Here is a 16,837-nt window from a genome sequence, read left to right as displayed (position 1 = left end):
ATTCGTGATTGGACCGAAGTTGACAACTCCATGCAACGCTATTCCCGCTAATTGTTGATTCTAAATAAATTTTTTCTGAATCCATCGAAGGCTATCAAAATTCACAGACGAGTTTCTCATCACGAATATTACAGTCTGTAACACTTCGTGATTAGCTCTTGGCCATTTTTTGCCATTTTTCGCTCGCCCTACACTCATCGCAATTCATTTGCCTAAAGTTTATCGGCCCAGTCTACGGGGATCGAGCCGAGTATCAGGGAAGCACAGTTTGACGAATATCCGACGCATAACTATCGCGGCTGCAACTATAGCTGCCTGTTCCATCATCGCTCCACTTCAGGCAAATGCCGGTACCGGCTGCGGCGGCGCATCCTGGTATGCACTGACCTCCAAGACGGCTTCGGGTGAGCGGATGAATCCTTCCAACCTGACGGCCGCGCATCGCTCCTTGCGCTTCGGCACTAAGGTGAAAGTCACGAATGCACGCAACGGCAAGGCCGTCGTCGTTCGCATCAACGACCGTGGCCCGTTCATCAAGGGACGTGTGCTCGATTTGTCCAAGGCAGCCGCCAAGAACATCGGCATGGTCAGTTCCGGCACGGCCAAGGTCTGCTACGAGATCATGGCATCCAACTAATCCGACTCCCTGAGAGCGTTTTTTAGGGAATTCTTGGTGAAGGCTTGCCCTTGCCACCATTCGCGTCTACCAACCCGGACACATTGTGAATGAGGTAGAAAATGCGTTTGGGCGGACGTTTGGCCGGGGCTATCGAAGTGTTGGCGGATATCGAGGCGCGCAGACGCCCCGTCGCCGACGCACTGAAGGACTGGGGACTGGCGCATCGTTTTGCCGGTTCCGGCGATAGGGCTGCCATCGGCAACATCGTTTACGATGCCCTGCGCATGAAACTCTCCCATGCTTGGCTGATGGATGACGATAGCGCGAACGCGCTGGGCTATGCGGTCATGCTGCGGCAGTGGGGCAAAACACCGGAGCAATTGACAGCCGAGTTCGATGGCGACAAGTTTGCGCCAGAGCCGCTGAGCGACGCAGCACTGTCTGCCTTTGCATCCCGCTCGCTCGACGATGCGCCCGCCCATGTGCAGGGCGACATTCCTGAATGGGTGCAGGCCTCGTTCGAGGCGACCTTCGGCGAGGACTGGCTGCGGCAGGCAAAGGCGCTGAACGAGCGCCCAACGCTGGATCTGCGCGCCAACACGTTGAAAGCCAACCGCACCAAGGTCATCAAGGCACTGGAAGACGCCAAGGCAGAGGCGACCCGTCTTGCCCGCCACGGCGTGCGCATTGCCGCCGGTGAAGGCCCATCGCGTCTACCCAATGTCACCGCAGAGCTGTCTTTCCAGAAGGGATGGTTTGAGGTGCAGGACGAGGGATCGCAGATTGTGGCTGATCTGGCCGGTGCGCAGGAAGGTGAGCAGATTCTCGATTATTGCGCAGGCGGTGGCGGCAAGACGCTGGCGATGGCCGCGACCATGAATAACAAGGGGCAGGTTCACGCCTTCGATGCCGACCGCAAGCGTCTGGCCCCCATTATCGAACGCCTGAAGCGGGCAGGCACCCGCAATGTGCAGGTGCACGACCGCGCGGATGCACTGGAGCGCTATCAGGGCAAGTTCGACCGCGTACTGGTGGATGCCCCCTGCACAGGCACCGGGACATGGCGACGCCGACCGGATACGAAGTGGCGGTTGAACGAACGCAATCTCGAAGAACGGGTGGAACAGCAGGCTCAGGCGCTGGATCAAGCCAAGCTTTACGTGCGCCCGGGCGGTGAGCTCGTCTACGTCACGTGTTCCGTGCTACCAGAGGAAAACGAACGTCAAGTGCGCCGCTTCTGCGCCGACAATCCCGAATTTTCCATCCGCTCGGCCCTAGACCGCTGGACCGGTCTGTTTGGTGCAGATGCCGTCAAACCCCATTCGGCGGATGGCGAGACACTGACGCTGACACCGGCGACGACGGATACCGATGGGTTCTTCTTCTGCGCCATGAAGCGCAAGGCCTGATTGGCGCCGCCAAACGCTTATCTGAAACTTGTCACAACCCTTGTGAACTGCCGGATTTGACCAAAATCAAAATCCGGCAGTCTGGTTGGAAAACTTCTAAACTAGAATATTTGACACAAGTTTGTGATTGGTTCAGAACTCGCCTTCACGGCTTCGTTACGAGATGGCCGATAGGAGAGAGCATGTTCCGCAAAACCGTTTTTGGCGCAAGTCTTGCGCTTCTGGCCGCCTCCGCGACCTTTACCGCCCTTCCAACTCGGGCTGCGACCGATCCGGCGGCCGTGGTCAAGCATTATGCGGAGCTTGGTCGTGCAAAATATCAGGATGCGCTGACGACCGCACAGACACTGGATAAAGCCATCGATGCCCTGATCGCCACGCCCAGCGAAGCCACTCTGAAAGCTGCGCGCGAAGCTTGGATCAAGGCCCGCGTTCCCTATCAGCAGACGGAAGTCTACCGCTTCGGCAACCCGATCGTCGATGAGTGGGAAGGCAAGGTCAACGCCTGGCCGCTGGATGAAGGCCTGATCGACTATGTCGATGGTTCCTATGGCACCGAAAGCGACGAGAACGAGCTTTACACTGCCAACATCATCGCCAACAAAAAGATCAAGGTTAGCGGTGAAGAGGTGGACGCCTCCAAGATCACGCCAGAGCTGATCCAGAGCCTTGCGGAAGCGGGCGAAGTGGAAGCCAACGTCACCACCGGTTACCACGCCATCGAGTTTCTGCTGTGGGGCCAGGATTTGAATGGCACCGGACCGGGTGCGGGCAACCGCCCTTACACCGACTACGACGCCAAGAATTGCACGGGTGGCAATTGCGACCGCCGTGCCGATTACCTCAAGGCTGCCTCCACGTTGTTGGTGGCTGACCTCAAGGAAATGACCGATAACTGGGCGCCGGATGGCGAAGCGGCAAAGTCCGTGGAAGCCGATCCGAAAAAGGGCCTGACCGCCATTCTGACCGGCATGGGCTCTCTCTCCTATGGCGAGTTGGCAGGCGAGCGCATGAAGCTCGGCCTTTTGCTGCATGATCCCGAAGAAGAGCATGATTGCTTCTCCGACAACACCTATAACTCGCACCTCAACGACGCCATCGGCATCGCCGCTGCCTATAGCGGTGAATACACGACGGTAGACGGCAAGAAGCTGACCGGCCCTTCGCTCTCGGAACTCGTCGCTGCCAGTGACAAGGCGCTGGATGCGGAAATGAAGGCCAAGCTGAACAAGACGCTGGACGCCATGCATGCCATGGAAAAGCGCGGCCAGACCGTGGAAGCCTATGACCAGATGATTGCCGAGGGTAACAAGGACGGTAATGCCGTTGTGCAGGCCGCCATCGACGGACTTCTGGACCAGACCAAGACCATTGAACGCGTGATTGCAGCACTTGATCTGGGCAAGATTCAGCTGGAAGGTTCCGACAGCCTGGATAGCCCGAACGCTGTGTTCAAGTAAGACGTTTTTGCAGGCCGCGTGAGTGAAATGCGGCCTGCTCACTATTGCCAGACTATTTGCAGGCAAATCATTTTGCGACGCACGCGGTTTACCTCCATCATTCAGGCCGGAAACTGGCATGACAGTGGGGCAACCGCTCCCACCAAACCCGATGTGTAAGGTTTCATGAGACATTTGCGGCAACGACGCCTTTTCTGTCTTCTGTTTATCTTGGCAGCGAGCAGTATCGCCATAACCTACGACAGTGCGCTTGGCTCACCCCCCTCTGTCCTGCCGGACATCTCCCCCACAAGGAGGGAGATCGGCCAGTCTCACGCTCTCCGCTTGATCCGCGACGTTGAAGATGTCCGAGAGGTCGCCACTTGCCAATCTCCCCACCTGTGGGGGAGGTGTCCGGCAGGACAGAGGGGGGTAAGCCAAGCGCACCATAGTGTATTGGGCGACACCGGAGCCGAAACCACCACTCGCAACGATCTCTCCGCCCAAGACCTGATCCGCGTCCAGCAAATCACACGCCCTGCTACCGATTTCTCCAAGGCCGAACCATCCGAAGCCCTTTCTGCGGGAGCGGCAACCACGACGGCCACAACCGATCCCTTCTCGCAACCATCCGCCAATATGAGTTTCGAGCGCGGCCATGATTTCAAGCTGGGCAATGCGCTGTTTCAAAAGCTGTGGGTGTCTTCGCCATCCTCGACGCAGGCGTCTGACGGGTTGGGGCCGCTTTACAATGCGCGGTCTTGTCAGACCTGCCACATCAAGGACAGGCGTGGGCGTCCACCGGTCGGTGATGAGGATGCAGTGTCGATGTTTTTGCGCCTTGCCCGCCCCGCCCGTACGCCTGACGAGATGAAGGCAGTCGCTGACCATGATGTGCTGAATTTTCCCGACGCGACCTATGGCGGGCAGCTTCAGAACCTTGCGGTGCCCGGCCTGAGAGCCGAGGGCAAGCTTGCCGTTTCATACGAGGAGCAGCCGGTGACGCTAGGCGATGGCGAAACCGTATCGCTCCGCAAGCCGACCTACTACATAGACGAGCTGAATGACGGGGCGCTGGAGCCTGATACGACACTGTCCCCGCGCATCGCCCAGCCGACGCTGGGTCTGGGCCTCATCGAGGCCATTGCGGATGAGGATATTCTGGCCAATGCCAGGCCTGACGGCGGCAGACCGGCATGGGTGCGCGACCACCGCAATGGCGCGCTGAAGATCGGTCGGTTCGGCTGGAAGGCGCAGAATGCCAGCGTGCGGGATCAGGCGGCGAGCGCGCTGTCTCACGATATCGGCATTTCCTCACCGGATGCGCCAAACGCCTTTGGCGACTGCACGGACAAGCAGACCGACTGTCTGGCCATGCCGACCGGTGTGCAGAAGCGGCTGGGCGATGTGGAAGCGCCTTCTCCCGTGCTTGATCTGATGACGTTCTACACCGAAAATCTGGCCGTGCCGGCGCGCCGCAATGTCGATGACCCCCAAGTTCTGCGTGGTAAGCAGCAATTCTACGCGGCGGGATGTGCATCCTGTCACATGCCGAAATTCGTGACGAAGCGCGATGCCAACGACCCGCTGCATTCCTTCCAACTGATATGGCCGTATTCCGATTTTCTGCTGCACGATATGGGCGATGGCTTGGCGGATGGTCAGCAGGTGGGCGAGGCCGGTGGACGCGACTGGCGTACCCAACCGCTCTGGGCCATCGGGTTGACGCAAGCCGTGAATGGTAATGGTTTTTATCTGCATGATGGGCGGGCGCGCAGCCTGACCGAAGCGATCTTGTGGCATGGCGGCGAGGCGCAAAAAGCACGCGATGCTTTTGCTGCCTTGCAAAAGTCCGACCGGCAGGCTTTGCTGACATTTCTGGAGTCTCTTTGATGGAAAACGCGATGCGAAAATTTCATGCCCTTCTGCCGCTCGCCTTTCTGATGAGCTTCGGCACGGCACTGGCGCAGGATGTGGAACTGATGCCGCCACCGCCGCTCGACCCGGTGAAAGTGCGCAGCGTGATGGAAAAGGCCGTGGATGGCTTCATCCGCCCCGGCTATGACGGGTTTCGCGATAGCGCCAAGGCGCTGACGGACAAGATGCAGGCGCTGTGCGCTGCCCCTTCCGCAGAGACGATGGCCGAGGCAAAAGCGGGTTTTGTGGATGCGACCCACGCATGGTCGGGTATCGAGATCGTCCGCGTCGGTCCCGTCATCGAGCAGAACCGGTTCGAGCGGGTGCTGTACTATCCTGACAAAAAGGGTCTTGGGCTGAAACAGGTGCAAAAATACCTTTCGGACAAGGACGAGACCGTGACGACGCCGCAGGGATTGCGGGCGAAAAGCGTTGCCGCACAGGGCTTGAGTGCGCTGGAATATGTGCTTTATGGCACTGGTTCCGATGATGTGACGGTTGAGAAAAACAGTTTCCGTTGCCGGTACGGCGCAGCCATTGCGGGCAATATCGCCAATATCGGCACCGAGCTTTCCGATCTGTGGGATGCGCCTGACGGGACCGCGAAGAACTGGAAGGAACCGGGACCAGACAATCCGGTGTTTCGTGACGAGCGCGAGGCGCTTGTGGCACTGCTGGGCATCTTGGTGCATGGCTCCGAAGCCATTCGCGACCAGCGCATCGAAACCTTCTACAAGGGCCCGGACAATGCCAAATTTCCGCGCACCGCGATCTACTGGCGCTCCGGCCTGACATGGAAGAGCATTGGCGACAATGTGTCCGCGGTACAGGGTTTGTTGCACAAGGCTGGCATGAGCGATCTCCTGCCGCCCGACCAGCGCTCCATCATCGGCTCCATCGATTTCATTGCCAAATCCATGGTTCGCGTATCCGGTACTATTCAACCCGATGTGGAAAAAGCGCTTGGCGACGACAAGGAGCGCGCCAAGGTGGATTATCTGCTGCTGAACGGCAAGGATCTGATCTACCGCATCAACGACCAATATGGTGGCGCTATCGGCCTCAGTTCCGGCTTTTCCTTTGCGGACGGGGATTGAACGGTGGCGCGCGACAAACGGCTGCTGATCGACCGGCGCGCCTTTATCAAGGCGGCGGGATTGCCGTTTCTGGCGTCGCTTGCGCCGCGTTCGCTTTACGCGCTGGAGCGGACGGATGCGGTCTTCGCATCGGCGTTCCGCGACCGCGATGGCGCTTATGGTGTGGCAACGGTGAGCGAAGCGGGCGAGATCATCGACCGGATGGTGCTGCCTGCCCGCGCCCACGGCATGGCGACCAGCCGCGCAACCGGGGTTACGGTTGCCTTTGCGCGCAGGCCCGGCACCTTCTTCATGGCCTTCGACCCGGCGAAACGCCGCGAACCCATCGTCATGCACACGCCGGAGAACCGGCATTTCTACGGCCACGGACAGTTTTCACCCGATGGCTCGATCCTCTATGCCAGCGAAAACGACTTCGACCGCAATCGCGGTGTGATCGGCCTCTACGATGCCCGCGACGGCTTTACGCGCATCGGCGAATATGACGCGCGGGGCATCGGCACGCACGACATGACGGTGAGCGACGACGGGCGGATGATCATCATCGCCAATGGCGGTATCGAGACCCACCCGGATTTCGGTCGTACGAAACTGAACCTCGATGCGATGCAGCCTTCTCTGGTGCTGCTGGATGCGGCCACGGGGCGGTTGATCCAGAAACACGGCCTTGCAAAAGATCTCAGCCAATTGTCCACCCGGCATGTTGATCTCGGCAACGACGGGCGCATCTGGTTTGCCTGCCAATATGAGGGACCGCGCAACGAATTGCCGCCGCTGGTGGGGTATTTTTCCAAGGGCGACGATCTGCGCTTCATTGAATTGCCGGAGGAAACGACGACGCGGCTGGCCAATTATGTCGGCGCTATCGCCGTCAACCGGCGCGATGGTATCGTCGGGATCACCTCTCCGAATGGCAATTCCACCGTAATGCTGGACGAGCAAAACGGCACGGTTGTTGGCGAAACGACGCTTCGTGAAGCGGCGGGTGTTGCCGCTGCCGAAAAGGGCGTTGTCACCTCGTCCTATGACGGGCAATTCGGAGCGAAAATCAGTCCTGTAGCATGGGATCAGCATATCGTCCGGCTTGCCGGATAAATTGCTAAAATAACACCGGAACAGAAGGAACGTCTGTGCATTTCATGCCTATGAAAAAAGCGCTGGTCTATCTCATTTTTGTCTTCGTCGTCGTCACCATCGGGGCGCTGATTGGCATGAATAATGTGCCCGGTGAATGGTATCAATCGCTTAACAAACCATTCTTCAACCCGCCCAACTGGATTTTTGGCCCAGTCTGGACCGCGCTCTACATCATGATCGCCATTGCCGGTGCGCGCACATGGCTGCAAAGTCGCATGGGCGGGCGCATGCAGCTGTGGGGCAGCCAGATGCTGCTGAACTTCATGTGGTCGCCGATTTTCTTTACGATGCAGAGCCCCGTCGGTGCGCTCATTCTCATCGTGCCGATGCTAATCTGCGTCATCGCCTTCATCATCATGACGTCAACGCGTGATCGCATTTCGATGTGGCTCTTCGTGCCCTATGCGGTGTGGGTCGCCTTCGCCACGCTGCTGAACGCCAGCATTGTTTATCTCAATTAGCGAACCTTGCGCCCTTGCCTTGTGGTCATCCACACGCCATGTTTTCAATCTGAAACAAGGAAAGGCAGGGGAATGGATTTCACCGATCCCGGCGATTATCGCCAGCGGATAAGCAAGAGCTTTGCACGTCAGGGCGTCGTTCAGGCCATCAACGCCGAGATTTCGCGCATCGAGCACCGGCTGGTGGAAATCGAGCTGCCGTTTCACCCCAAACTCACCCAGCAGCACGGCATTCTGCATGCGGGCGTCATTGCTGCAGCGCTGGATACCGCCTGCACTTATGCCGCCTATACGATCATAGAGCCAGAGACATCGCTGCTGACCATCGAGTTCAAAGTAAACCTGATGTCGCCGGGGCGGGGCGAGCGATTTCTGTTTCGCGGTGAAATCACCAAGCCGGGCAGCAATATCATCGTCGCAGACGGTCGCGCCTATGCGCTGTCGGATGGTCCGGCCAAACTGATCGCCTCCATGACCGGCACGATGATGGTGATGAAAGGCCGCGAAGGGTTTGATGAATGAGTTATGAGACTGTGGATGTGGCGGGCAAGCGCCTGCTGTTCGTCATGGCAGCGGACGCCGAATATGGCCTGCATCTGAAAGCCCGCTTCAAGCCGCTTATGACGGGTGTCGGCCCTGTGGAAGCGGCTGTCTCGCTGACGGCGGCACTGGCTGAGCTTAAAGCCAAGGGCAGTCTTCCCCATCTTGTCATCTCTCTCGGTTCTGCCGGGTCTCGTGTGCTGGAACAGGCGGAGGTCTATCAGGCCACCTCCGTCTCCTACCGCGATATGGACGCTTCCGCCTTCGGTTTCGAGAAGGGCTGCACGCCGTTCCTCGATTTGCCCGCCGAAGTTTCCCTGCCGCTGCTCATTCCCGGCGTGGCGAAAGCTCGGCTTTCCACCGGCGCCAATGTGGTGTCAGGTGCTGCCTATGATGGGGTGGACGCCGACATGGTTGAGATGGAAACGTTTGCGTTATTGCGCGCCTGCCAGCGCTTTGACATTCCGCTTATCGGGCTCCGTGGAATCTCGGACGGAAAGGCGGATGTGAGCCATATTTCCGACTGGACGGAGTATCTGCATGTGATCGACGAGAAGCTGGCCGACGCTGTGGACAGGCTGTGTTGCGCGATAGAAGACGGCAGCATTCCACTCTAAATCTCTTGCGCAACCGCTTATTTTCTGGCTTTTCAGGCCATGTCACGGGTTGCCTAAAGCCCCGGATTTCTTTAAAGGCTCGCCATGACCCAGATAGCCCATCCCGACAGCATCCTCATCATCGATTTCGGCAGCCAGGTGACGCAGCTTATTGCGCGCCGTGTTCGCGAAGCCGGAGTCTATTGCGAAATCCACCCGTTCCAGAATGCCGCAGAGGCATTCGAGAAGCTGGCACCCAAAGGCGTCATCTTCTCCGGCGGCCCGGCATCGGTGACGGCAGAGGGCAGCCCGCGCGCACCGCAGGCGGTGTTTGATTCCGGCATTCCTATCCTCGGCATTTGCTATGGCCAGCAGACGCTGTGCACCCAGTTGGGCGGCACGGTTGAGGGCGGGCATGCGGCCGAATTCGGTCGCGCCGATATCGAGATCAAGAAGGCAAGCCCGCTATTCGACGGTTTCTGGGAACTGGGTGGACGTTACCCGGTGTGGATGAGCCATGGCGACCGCGTGACGCAATTGCCGCACGGTTTCGAAGTCGCCGCGACCTCCGAGAACGCGCCCTTTGCCATCGCCGTCGATGAAGAGCGCCGCTACTACACCACGATGTTCCATCCCGAAGTGATGCATACGCCTGATGGTGCGAAGCTTCTGTCCAACTTCGTGCACAAGATCGTTGGCCTGAAATCCGACTGGACCATGGCTGCCTACCGCGCCGAAATGATCCGCAAGATCCGCGAGCAGGTGGGCACCGAGCGCGTCATTTGTGGCCTATCCGGCGGTGTCGATTCCTCCGTGGCCGCGGTTCTTATTCACGAAGCCATCGGCGATCAGCTGACCTGCATCTATGTCGACCACGGCATGATGCGTCTGGCCGAGAGCGAGCAGGTCGTGACCATGTTCCGCGACCACTACAACATTCCGCTGGTTCATGTGGATGCGTCCGACCTGTTCCTGACGGAACTGGCTGGCGTTTCCGACCCGGAAGTCAAGCGCAAAACCATCGGTCGCCTGTTCATCGAAACCTTCGAGGCTGAAGCTGCCAAGATCGCATCCGACGGCAAGGGCGCACCGGCATTTCTGGCGCAGGGTACGCTGTACCCCGACGTCATCGAAAGCGTGTCCTTCTCCGGTGGTCCATCCGTCACCATCAAGAGCCACCACAATGTCGGCGGTCTTCCAGAGCGCATGAACATGAAGCTGGTGGAGCCGCTGCGCGAGCTGTTCAAGGACGAAGTGCGCGTGCTGGGCCGTGAACTCGGTCTTCCCGAAAGCTTCATCGGTCGCCACCCGTTCCCCGGTCCGGGCCTCGCCATCCGCTGCCCCGGCGTGGTGACGCGCGAAAAGCTCGATATTCTGCGCAAGGCAGACGCGATCTATCTGGACGAAATCCGCAAGGCCGGTCTCTACGACATCATCTGGCAGGCCTTTGCCGTACTGCTGCCGGTACAGACCGTGGGCGTCATGGGCGATTACCGCACCTATGACTTCGTCTGCGCGTTGCGCGCCGTGACCTCCGTAGACGGCATGACGGCGGATTTCTATCCCTACGACATGAACTTCCTTGGCCGCACGGCGACCCGTATCATCAACGAAGTCAAGGGCATCAACCGCGTGGTCTATGATGTAACGAGCAAGCCACCGGGTACGATCGAGTGGGAATAACAAAAGGCGGGTTTTTATCTCCGTCTATATGTTCTCATTTTGTTCTTTTTATCTTTGTTGATTGATGGTAGCTTTCTGGCCTTGGCATGAGGCCAGGGAGCATCACCATGGGCGATAGTGCAGCATCAGCGGATCAGCTGCGGCAACTGTCTTTTGACTGGCTTGCGCCTCATCCCGTGACGGGCCACGACCGGCAGCGACTCAGCAAATTGTTGCTGATGACAAAACCACCCGGCGCGCTTTCTGAGACAATTTTCCGCGACGCTGAGAGACATGCTCTGGGCCGGACGACGCGGAGCGCTTATCCTGCCGAACTCCTACATCTCAGCTTGCTCTGTGTTGGCGCATTTCAGTCCCGTCCCGACAGGCTGATTGCGCGCCTTGCCGCAGCGCTACAAGATTTTTCTGCGCGACCAATCCCTATGACCCTGGACACGGTAGCTCACTTCGGAAATCGCAAGAGTCTTGCTTTGAAGAGTGCGTCCGAGGTTCCTGAGATGACGTGCCTCATGAAAATGCTGCAAACGAGGTTGCGCTCACACAATGTGCCTCACATATGCCAAAGCGCTTTCACGCCGCATGTGACAATCATTTACGGATGTGGGGAGATAGAGACGATGCCTGTATCGAAAGCATATGGCTGGACTGTAAGCGACTTTGAACTCGTCTTCAGTCACTATGGCGACGCCCTGCATGAACGATGCGGACGGTGGCCCTTACGGGCTGATAGCCGTGACTATCGGGCCATTGCCGAACAAATGAAATTCACGCAGTGGCAATAATCTATGAAAATCCGAGATATGCAGGTTTACGTCCATGCACAGGACATGGGCGACATGCGAAGTACCAATTCAGGTACGCAAGTCCACCACAAAAGGCGTATTTCGCCTTCTGCCAAGGCGAGGCCATCATGCCTCGCCAGCGTCAATTCAAGATTAGAGCTGAACCTTGTCGAAAGCCTTGCGGTCGATGCCGAGTGCGTCGAGGTCTGCGCCTGCTGGCTTGCGGTGGGAACGGACAGCGGCGGATACTGCGAGAGCCGCACCGAAAACGGCAAAGGTTTCGCCAAAGAATTTACGGGATGTCTGAGCAACGTTACGCATGTGGGTCTCTCCTTCGTGTTGCCCAGAATATGAGCATTCTCAGGCTTTTACACAACTCATGATATAGCAGGCGAGCCATGCAGCTTAGCTCGAACTCGTTTGAATGACAGCCCATGCAAATTTGCATGGCTTGATGGAGATTGAAAGCAGCCTGTATTTTGCTATTCATTGGGAAGAGCATGAAAAGGCTGATGATATGACGGTTACGATTTACGGCATCAAGAACTGCGACACGATGAAGAAGGCCCGCAACTGGCTGGACGCTGAGGGCATCGACTACGCGTTTCATGACTATAAAAGCACCGGGATCGACGCGGCGCATCTCAATGCCTGGTGCGATGCCGCCGGGTGGGAAACGGTACTGAATCGCGCTGGAACCACCTTCAAGAAGCTAGATGAGGCCGATAAGGCGGACCTGACGCTCGAGAAGGCAATCGCGCTGATGTTGGCGCAGCCTTCCATGATCAAGCGCCCGGTTCTGGAGGCCAAGGGCAAGATCACGGTTGGCTTCAAGCCCGACACCTATGCAGCGCTGTTCGGTTAGGCGAGCCCCATGTCGAAGACGACGCGCGCCACGCAGGTGCTGACCAAGGCCGGTATTTCTTTCACCACCGTGTCTTACGACTATGATCCGAATGCGGAACGCATCGGCCTTCAGGCAGCGGAGGCCATCGGGGCCGAGCCGCATCTGGTTCTCAAAACCCTGATGGCAGAGGTGGATGGCAAGGCAGTCTGCGTTGTGGTGCCATCTGACCACGAGGTCAGCATGAAGAAGTTGGCCGCCGCCTTTGGCGGCAAATCTGCGCAGATGATGAAGCCTGACAACGCCGAGCGTGCGACCGGTTATCACGTCGGCGGCATCAGCCCTTTTGGCCAGAAGAAGCAGGTGCCAACGGCCATTGAGGTCCAGTCCATGGCCCATGATCTCGTCTATATGAATGGCGGACAGCGGGGATTGCAGGTGCGACTTTCACCTGGGGATGCGCTTGCCGTTTTGAAAGCCATCGCGGCACCGCTGGTCAGCGAATAGCAGAAAGCCGGTTGGCTTTCGCAGCGAATGGGCTATGTTTTGCGCCTCCTATTGAAGCATATGAAGGCGCATCATGACAGTTTCTCCCATTGATCCCGTCAAACTCGAAAAATTGGCCGAAGTCGCCGTCAAGGTCGGTCTGCAGTTGCAGAGGGATCAGGATCTGGTTATCACCGCGCCGCTGGCAGCATTGCCGCTGGTGCGGTTTTTGACCAAGCACGCTTACATGGCTGGCAGCGGTCTGGTAACGACCTTCTATTCCGACGAGGAAACGACACTGGCGCGCTACCAGCATGCCAGCGACGCCAACTTCGACCGTGCGTCCGGCTGGCTCTATGAGGGCATGGCCAAAGCCTACGCCAACGGCGCGGCTCGTCTGGCGATCTCCGGCGACAACCCCATGCTGCTGGCGGACGCAGACCCCGCTAAGGTGGCACGCGCCAACAAGGCCAATTCTACCGCTTACAAACCGGCGCTGGAGAAGATTTCCAACTTCGACATCAACTGGAACATCATCTCTTACCCCAACCCGTCCTGGGCCAAACAGGTATTCCCCGGCATTCCCGAAGACGAGGCAGTGAAGAAGCTGGCGGATGCCATTTTCGCAGCGTCCCGCGTTGATCTGGCCGATCCGGTGGCTGCGTGGGCGGAGCACAATGCCAATCTTGCCAAGCGCTCCAAATGGCTGAATGGCGAACGTTTCGCGTCGCTGCATTTCACCGGTCCCGGCACGGATGTGACCATCGGTCTGGCCGACAGCCATGAATGGCATGGCGGCGCTTCCATGGCCAAGAACGGCGTGACCTGCAACCCCAACATACCGACCGAAGAGGTCTTCACCACGCCGCATGCGCTGCGGGTGGATGGTTACGTCTCCAGCACCAAGCCGCTGTCGCATCAGGGCACGCTGATCGACAACATCCAGGTCAAGTTCGAGGCAGGCCGCATCGTGGAAGCCAAGGCGTCCAAGGGGGAAGCTGTTTTGAACAAGGTGCTGGATACGGATGAAGGCGCGCGGCGTCTGGGCGAAGTGGCGCTTGTGCCGCATTCCTCCCCCATCTCGGCCAGCGGCATTCTGTTCTACAACACGTTGTTCGATGAGAATGCGTCCTGCCACATCGCGCTGGGCCAGTGCTATTCCAAGTGCTTCCTCGATGGTGCGTCGCTGAGCCAAGACCAGATCAAGGCGCAGGGCGGCAATTCCAGCCTGATCCACATCGACTGGATGATCGGCTCAGACAAGGTCGATATCGACGGTGTCAGAGCCGATGGCTCAAAGGTGCCTGTGATGCGCAAGGGCGAGTGGGCCTGATAAGGCCCTATCGTGGTGCCTGACTTTTCTGGCTCAGCCAGACGCTGAACGGCACCATGATCACACCGGCAATCTGGACTGGCGCGAGGCTTTGGCTAAGCGCCAGCCAGCGTAGAGGCGTGGCGGTGACTGGCGCTCAAAAAAACCAAGCAACGCGGCAACCGAGGGCTGGATGCGTGTCAGCCCGCGGAACCATAGAAAAAGGCAGTACCGATCAGCCCCAGATAGGCCATGCCCAGCACATTCGTGGTGGTCAGAGCGTGCAAGGCCGGAATGATGCTGTACAGGGTAGATTATCACGCCGCCTTGGCGACGTGATACTCCTTGATCGCAGCCATCTTGATGCCGGGATAACGCTCCGCCTCGTAGCGCAGCGAAAACGCATCCTGCGCCAGAAACACCGGATCGCCATCCAGATCGCGGGCAATATCGCCACGCTTGACCGTCAGGAACTTCTCCATATCCGCCGACTGCTCCGCTGAAATCCAGCGGCAGATCGAAAAGCGCGACATTTCGAACGAAACCGGCAGGCCATATTCGCCCATCAGCCGCTCTTTCAAAACATCGAGCTGCAAAGCGCCGACGACGCCGACGATGGCTGGGGAGCCGTCTTCCGGCGAAAACAACTGCACGACGCCTTCTTCAGCCATCTGGTGCAGCGCTTCCTTCAGCTTCTTGGCTTTCATCGCATCTTCCAGCCGCACACGGCGCAGAATTTCCGGCGAAAAGTTCGGAACGCCTTGGAACACCAAGTTCTCGCCCTCGGTCAGCGTGTCGCCGATGCGCAAGGTGCCATGGTTGGGAATGCCCACCACATCGCCTGCGAAGGCCGTATCGGCAATGTGGCGCTGCGAGGCGAAGAAGAATTGCGGTGCCGTCAGGCCCATCTGCTTGCCGGTGCGCGCCAGCCGCGCCTTCATGCCACGCTCCAGCTTGCCGGAGCAGATACGCGCGAAGGCAATGCGGTCGCGATGGTTGGGGTCCATATTCGCCTGAATCTTGAAGACGAAAGCCGTCATCTTGTCTTCATCGGCATGCACGGTGCGGGTATCGGCCACTTGGTCGCGCGGCGGCGGTGCGATATCGCCCAGCGCGTTGATCAGGTCGCGAACGCCGAAATTGCGCAGCGCCGAACCAAAGAACACCGGCGTCAGATGCCCCTCCAGAAACGCCGTGCGATCAAACGGGCGGCAGGCCTCCAGCGCCAGTTCGGTTTCCTCGATAAAGGCATCGCGCTCATTTTCTGGCAAGCGGCTCGCCACCGCCTGTGGGCCATTTACCTGCGTGGCGTCAACCTCGTTATCGGAACCGCGCACCCGGTTGCTGGCCAGATGGTAGGAGCCGCAGAAGCTTTTGGAACGACCGATCGGCCAGGTAATCGGCGCCGTATCCAGCGCCAGCTTCTCCTCGACCTCGTCCAGAATCTCGAAAATGTCTCGGCTTTCGCGGTCCATCTTGTTGACGAAGGTGATGATGGGAATATCGCGCATGCGGCACACTTCGAACAGTTTTAGCGTCCGTGGCTCGATACCCTTGGCGGCGTCGATGACCATGATGGCCGCATCCACCGCCGTCAGCGTGCGGTAGGTATCGTCGGCAAAGTCTTCGTGGCCGGGCGTATCGAGAATATTGAAAACTTTGTCGTCATACTCGAACGTCATTACCGAGGTCACGACCGAAATGCCGCGCTCGCGCTCGATCTTCATCCAGTCGGAGCGCGTCTGGATACGATCCTTCTTCGCCTTCACCTCACCGGCCAGCTGAATGGCGCCGCCGAACAGCAGCAGCTTTTCGGTCAGCGTGGTCTTACCGGCATCCGGGTGCGCGATGATAGCAAATGTGCGGCGGCGGGAGACCGCCTCGGCGAGCGTTTCAGCCATTCTCAGAAATTCCTGTTGATTGGGGCCGTCTTTATAGATTTGGGGCCGGATATGCAATTGACCAAGACCATGAGCACGCAGCAAATGGATCACATGAACACACGCGCCTCTTTTCAACCTTCGCTCAAGCTCGTTCGCCTCGAAAATGGTGACGGTATTGACCTGCCAGCCTATGAGACGACTGGTGCCGCTGGCATGGATTTGCGCGCCGCCGTTCCTGCTGACGAACCGCTCACTCTGAAACCCGGCACCCGCGCACTGGTGCCCACCGGCTTCATCTTCGAAGTGCCGCAAGGTTTTGAGGCACAGATCCGCCCACGCTCCGGCCTTGCCATCAAGAACGGCATTACATGCCTCAACACACCGGGAACGGTGGATAGCGATTATCGCGGCGAGGTCAAAGTCATCCTCGTCAATCTGGGCCAGGAGGATTTCGTGATCGAGCGCGGCATGCGTATCGCACAGATGGTCATCGCACCCGTTACGCAGGTGGCCGTCTTCGAGGTCACGGAGACCTCTGATACCGCCCGCGGCACCGGCGGTTTCGGCTCCACCGGCGTTTGATACGTCACAACCGCACGCAATTTTCTGTGCGGCATAAGTGAAATTGTTCA

At 58.5% G+C, this 16,837-nt stretch carries 17 protein-coding genes and 1 pseudogene; 15 read left to right on the top strand and 3 right to left on the bottom strand.

Annotation, left to right across the window (positions count from 1 at the left end; translation table 11 throughout):
* Window positions 1–268 precede the first annotated feature (268 nt).
* The 11 genes from QRN55_RS17460 (at window position 269) to QRN55_RS17410 (ending at window position 11,680) form a co-directional block, all read left to right on the top strand.
* Complete coding sequence (locus QRN55_RS17460; RefSeq protein WP_111839987.1) at window positions 269–637, top strand: septal ring lytic transglycosylase RlpA family protein; 369 nt, start codon at window positions 269–271, stop codon at window positions 635–637.
* 101 nt (window positions 638–738) lie between these two features.
* Window positions 739–2,028: an RsmB/NOP family class I SAM-dependent RNA methyltransferase gene (locus tag QRN55_RS17455; RefSeq protein ID WP_284777662.1), complete on the top strand. Its 1,290-nt coding sequence runs from the start codon at window positions 739–741 to the stop codon at window positions 2,026–2,028.
* Window positions 2,029–2,210: 182 nt separating this feature from the next.
* Entirely contained in the window at window positions 2,211–3,488 is a 1,278-nt protein-coding gene (locus QRN55_RS17450) for an imelysin family protein (protein ID WP_284777661.1), read from the top strand.
* A 435-nt stretch (window positions 3,489–3,923) separates the two neighbouring features.
* Window positions 3,924–5,360, top strand: coding sequence for a di-heme oxidoreductase family protein (locus tag QRN55_RS17445; protein WP_284777660.1), 1,437 nt, complete (start codon window positions 3,924–3,926; stop codon window positions 5,358–5,360).
* Window positions 5,360–6,481, top strand: coding sequence for an imelysin family protein (locus tag QRN55_RS17440; protein WP_284777659.1), 1,122 nt, complete (start codon window positions 5,360–5,362; stop codon window positions 6,479–6,481). Before QRN55_RS17445 ends, QRN55_RS17440 begins: the two co-directional genes overlap by 1 nt.
* Window positions 6,482–6,484: 3 nt before the next feature.
* Window positions 6,485–7,576 carry a DUF1513 domain-containing protein gene (locus QRN55_RS17435; protein ID WP_284777658.1) on the top strand — a complete coding sequence of 364 codons (1,092 nt, stop codon included), beginning with the start codon at window positions 6,485–6,487 and terminating at the stop codon, window positions 7,574–7,576.
* 50 nt (window positions 7,577–7,626) lie between these two features.
* The gene (locus tag QRN55_RS17430; RefSeq protein WP_284777850.1) at window positions 7,627–8,079 is read left to right on the top strand and encodes a TspO/MBR family protein; all 453 of its coding nucleotides are present in this window, start codon (window positions 7,627–7,629) and stop codon (window positions 8,077–8,079) included.
* 72 nt (window positions 8,080–8,151) lie between these two features.
* On the top strand, window positions 8,152–8,601 hold the full coding sequence (locus QRN55_RS17425; protein WP_045230016.1) for a PaaI family thioesterase: 450 nt from the start codon (window positions 8,152–8,154) through the stop codon (window positions 8,599–8,601).
* A complete protein-coding gene (locus QRN55_RS17420; protein ID WP_284777657.1) occupies window positions 8,598–9,236 on the top strand; it encodes a 5'-methylthioadenosine/S-adenosylhomocysteine nucleosidase in 639 nt (212 codons plus the stop codon). The genes QRN55_RS17425 and QRN55_RS17420 overlap by 4 nt, the downstream gene beginning before the upstream one ends.
* Before the next feature lie 84 nt (window positions 9,237–9,320).
* Complete coding sequence (gene guaA, locus QRN55_RS17415; protein WP_284777656.1) at window positions 9,321–10,898, top strand: glutamine-hydrolyzing GMP synthase; 1,578 nt, start codon at window positions 9,321–9,323, stop codon at window positions 10,896–10,898.
* Window positions 10,899–11,005: 107 nt separating this feature from the next.
* Window positions 11,006–11,680, top strand: a complete 675-nt coding sequence (locus QRN55_RS17410) for a 2'-5' RNA ligase family protein (protein WP_284777655.1) — start codon at window positions 11,006–11,008, stop codon at window positions 11,678–11,680.
* A 153-nt stretch (window positions 11,681–11,833) separates the two neighbouring features.
* Here the strand turns inward: QRN55_RS17410 and QRN55_RS17405 are convergent, their stop codons facing one another.
* Window positions 11,834–12,001 (bottom strand): hypothetical protein, encoded by a 168-nt coding sequence (locus tag QRN55_RS17405; protein WP_284777654.1) that lies wholly within the window; start codon window positions 11,999–12,001, stop codon window positions 11,834–11,836.
* A 196-nt stretch (window positions 12,002–12,197) separates the two neighbouring features.
* On the opposite strand from QRN55_RS17405, the gene QRN55_RS17400 reads away from it, so the two are divergent.
* The 3 genes from QRN55_RS17400 to QRN55_RS17390 all read left to right on the top strand — a co-directional run bounded on the left by QRN55_RS17400 (window position 12,198) and on the right by QRN55_RS17390 (window position 14,343).
* The gene (locus tag QRN55_RS17400) at window positions 12,198–12,545 is read left to right on the top strand and encodes an ArsC family reductase (RefSeq protein ID WP_284777653.1); all 348 of its coding nucleotides are present in this window, start codon (window positions 12,198–12,200) and stop codon (window positions 12,543–12,545) included.
* Window positions 12,546–12,554: 9 nt separating this feature from the next.
* A complete protein-coding gene (gene ybaK / locus QRN55_RS17395) occupies window positions 12,555–13,031 on the top strand; it encodes a Cys-tRNA(Pro) deacylase (protein WP_284777652.1) in 477 nt (158 codons plus the stop codon).
* Window positions 13,032–13,104: 73 nt separating this feature from the next.
* The gene (locus QRN55_RS17390) at window positions 13,105–14,343 is read left to right on the top strand and encodes an aminopeptidase (RefSeq protein ID WP_284777651.1); all 1,239 of its coding nucleotides are present in this window, start codon (window positions 13,105–13,107) and stop codon (window positions 14,341–14,343) included.
* A 7-nt stretch (window positions 14,344–14,350) separates the two neighbouring features.
* On the opposite strand, the pseudogene QRN55_RS24430 reads toward QRN55_RS17390, so the two are convergent.
* Both QRN55_RS24430 and QRN55_RS17385 read right to left on the bottom strand, forming a co-directional pair.
* Window positions 14,351–14,615 (bottom strand): annotated as a pseudogene (locus QRN55_RS24430) (EamA family transporter); the annotation flags it as partial.
* A 24-nt stretch (window positions 14,616–14,639) separates the two neighbouring features.
* The gene (locus QRN55_RS17385) at window positions 14,640–16,223 is read right to left on the bottom strand and encodes a peptide chain release factor 3 (RefSeq protein ID WP_284777650.1); all 1,584 of its coding nucleotides are present in this window, start codon (window positions 16,221–16,223) and stop codon (window positions 14,640–14,642) included.
* Window positions 16,224–16,316: 93 nt separating this feature from the next.
* Between QRN55_RS17385 and dut the strand changes: the two genes are divergently transcribed.
* Window positions 16,317–16,787, top strand: coding sequence for a dUTP diphosphatase (gene dut, locus QRN55_RS17380; protein WP_284777849.1), 471 nt, complete (start codon window positions 16,317–16,319; stop codon window positions 16,785–16,787).
* Window positions 16,788–16,837 lie beyond the last annotated feature (50 nt).

Source organism: Agrobacterium sp. lyk4-40-TYG-31, from assembly GCF_030209855.1.
In the GTDB taxonomy this organism is placed as follows: domain Bacteria; phylum Pseudomonadota; class Alphaproteobacteria; order Rhizobiales; family Rhizobiaceae; genus Agrobacterium; species Agrobacterium vaccinii.
The sequence above is the reverse complement of the archived record's forward strand: the minus strand, read 5'-3'. Positions and strand labels throughout refer to the sequence as shown.

Bases quoted from the DNA above. Each gene is read 5' to 3' on its own strand.
- QRN55_RS17385 (WP_284777650.1), bottom strand. From the start codon at position 16,223: ATGGCTGAAACGCTCGCCGAGGCGGTCTCCCGCCGCCGCACATTTGCT.
- QRN55_RS17405 (WP_284777654.1), bottom strand. From the start codon at position 12,001: ATGCGTAACGTTGCTCAGACATCCCGTAAATTCTTTGGCGAAACCTTT.
- QRN55_RS17430 (WP_284777850.1), top strand. From the start codon at position 7,627: ATGAAAAAAGCGCTGGTCTATCTCATTTTTGTCTTCGTCGTCGTCACC.
- QRN55_RS17450 (WP_284777661.1), top strand. From the start codon at position 2,211: ATGTTCCGCAAAACCGTTTTTGGCGCAAGTCTTGCGCTTCTGGCCGCC.
- ybaK (WP_284777652.1), top strand. From the start codon at position 12,555: ATGTCGAAGACGACGCGCGCCACGCAGGTGCTGACCAAGGCCGGTATT.
- dut (WP_284777849.1), top strand. From the start codon at position 16,317: ATGAACACACGCGCCTCTTTTCAACCTTCGCTCAAGCTCGTTCGCCTC.
- QRN55_RS17425 (WP_045230016.1), top strand. From the start codon at position 8,152: ATGGATTTCACCGATCCCGGCGATTATCGCCAGCGGATAAGCAAGAGC.
- QRN55_RS17420 (WP_284777657.1), top strand. From the start codon at position 8,598: ATGAGTTATGAGACTGTGGATGTGGCGGGCAAGCGCCTGCTGTTCGTC.
- QRN55_RS17400 (WP_284777653.1), top strand. From the start codon at position 12,198: ATGACGGTTACGATTTACGGCATCAAGAACTGCGACACGATGAAGAAG.
- guaA (WP_284777656.1), top strand. From the start codon at position 9,321: ATGACCCAGATAGCCCATCCCGACAGCATCCTCATCATCGATTTCGGC.
- QRN55_RS17455 (WP_284777662.1), top strand. From the start codon at position 739: ATGCGTTTGGGCGGACGTTTGGCCGGGGCTATCGAAGTGTTGGCGGAT.
- QRN55_RS17390 (WP_284777651.1), top strand. From the start codon at position 13,105: ATGACAGTTTCTCCCATTGATCCCGTCAAACTCGAAAAATTGGCCGAA.
- QRN55_RS17410 (WP_284777655.1), top strand. From the start codon at position 11,006: ATGGGCGATAGTGCAGCATCAGCGGATCAGCTGCGGCAACTGTCTTTT.
- QRN55_RS17440 (WP_284777659.1), top strand. From the start codon at position 5,360: ATGGAAAACGCGATGCGAAAATTTCATGCCCTTCTGCCGCTCGCCTTT.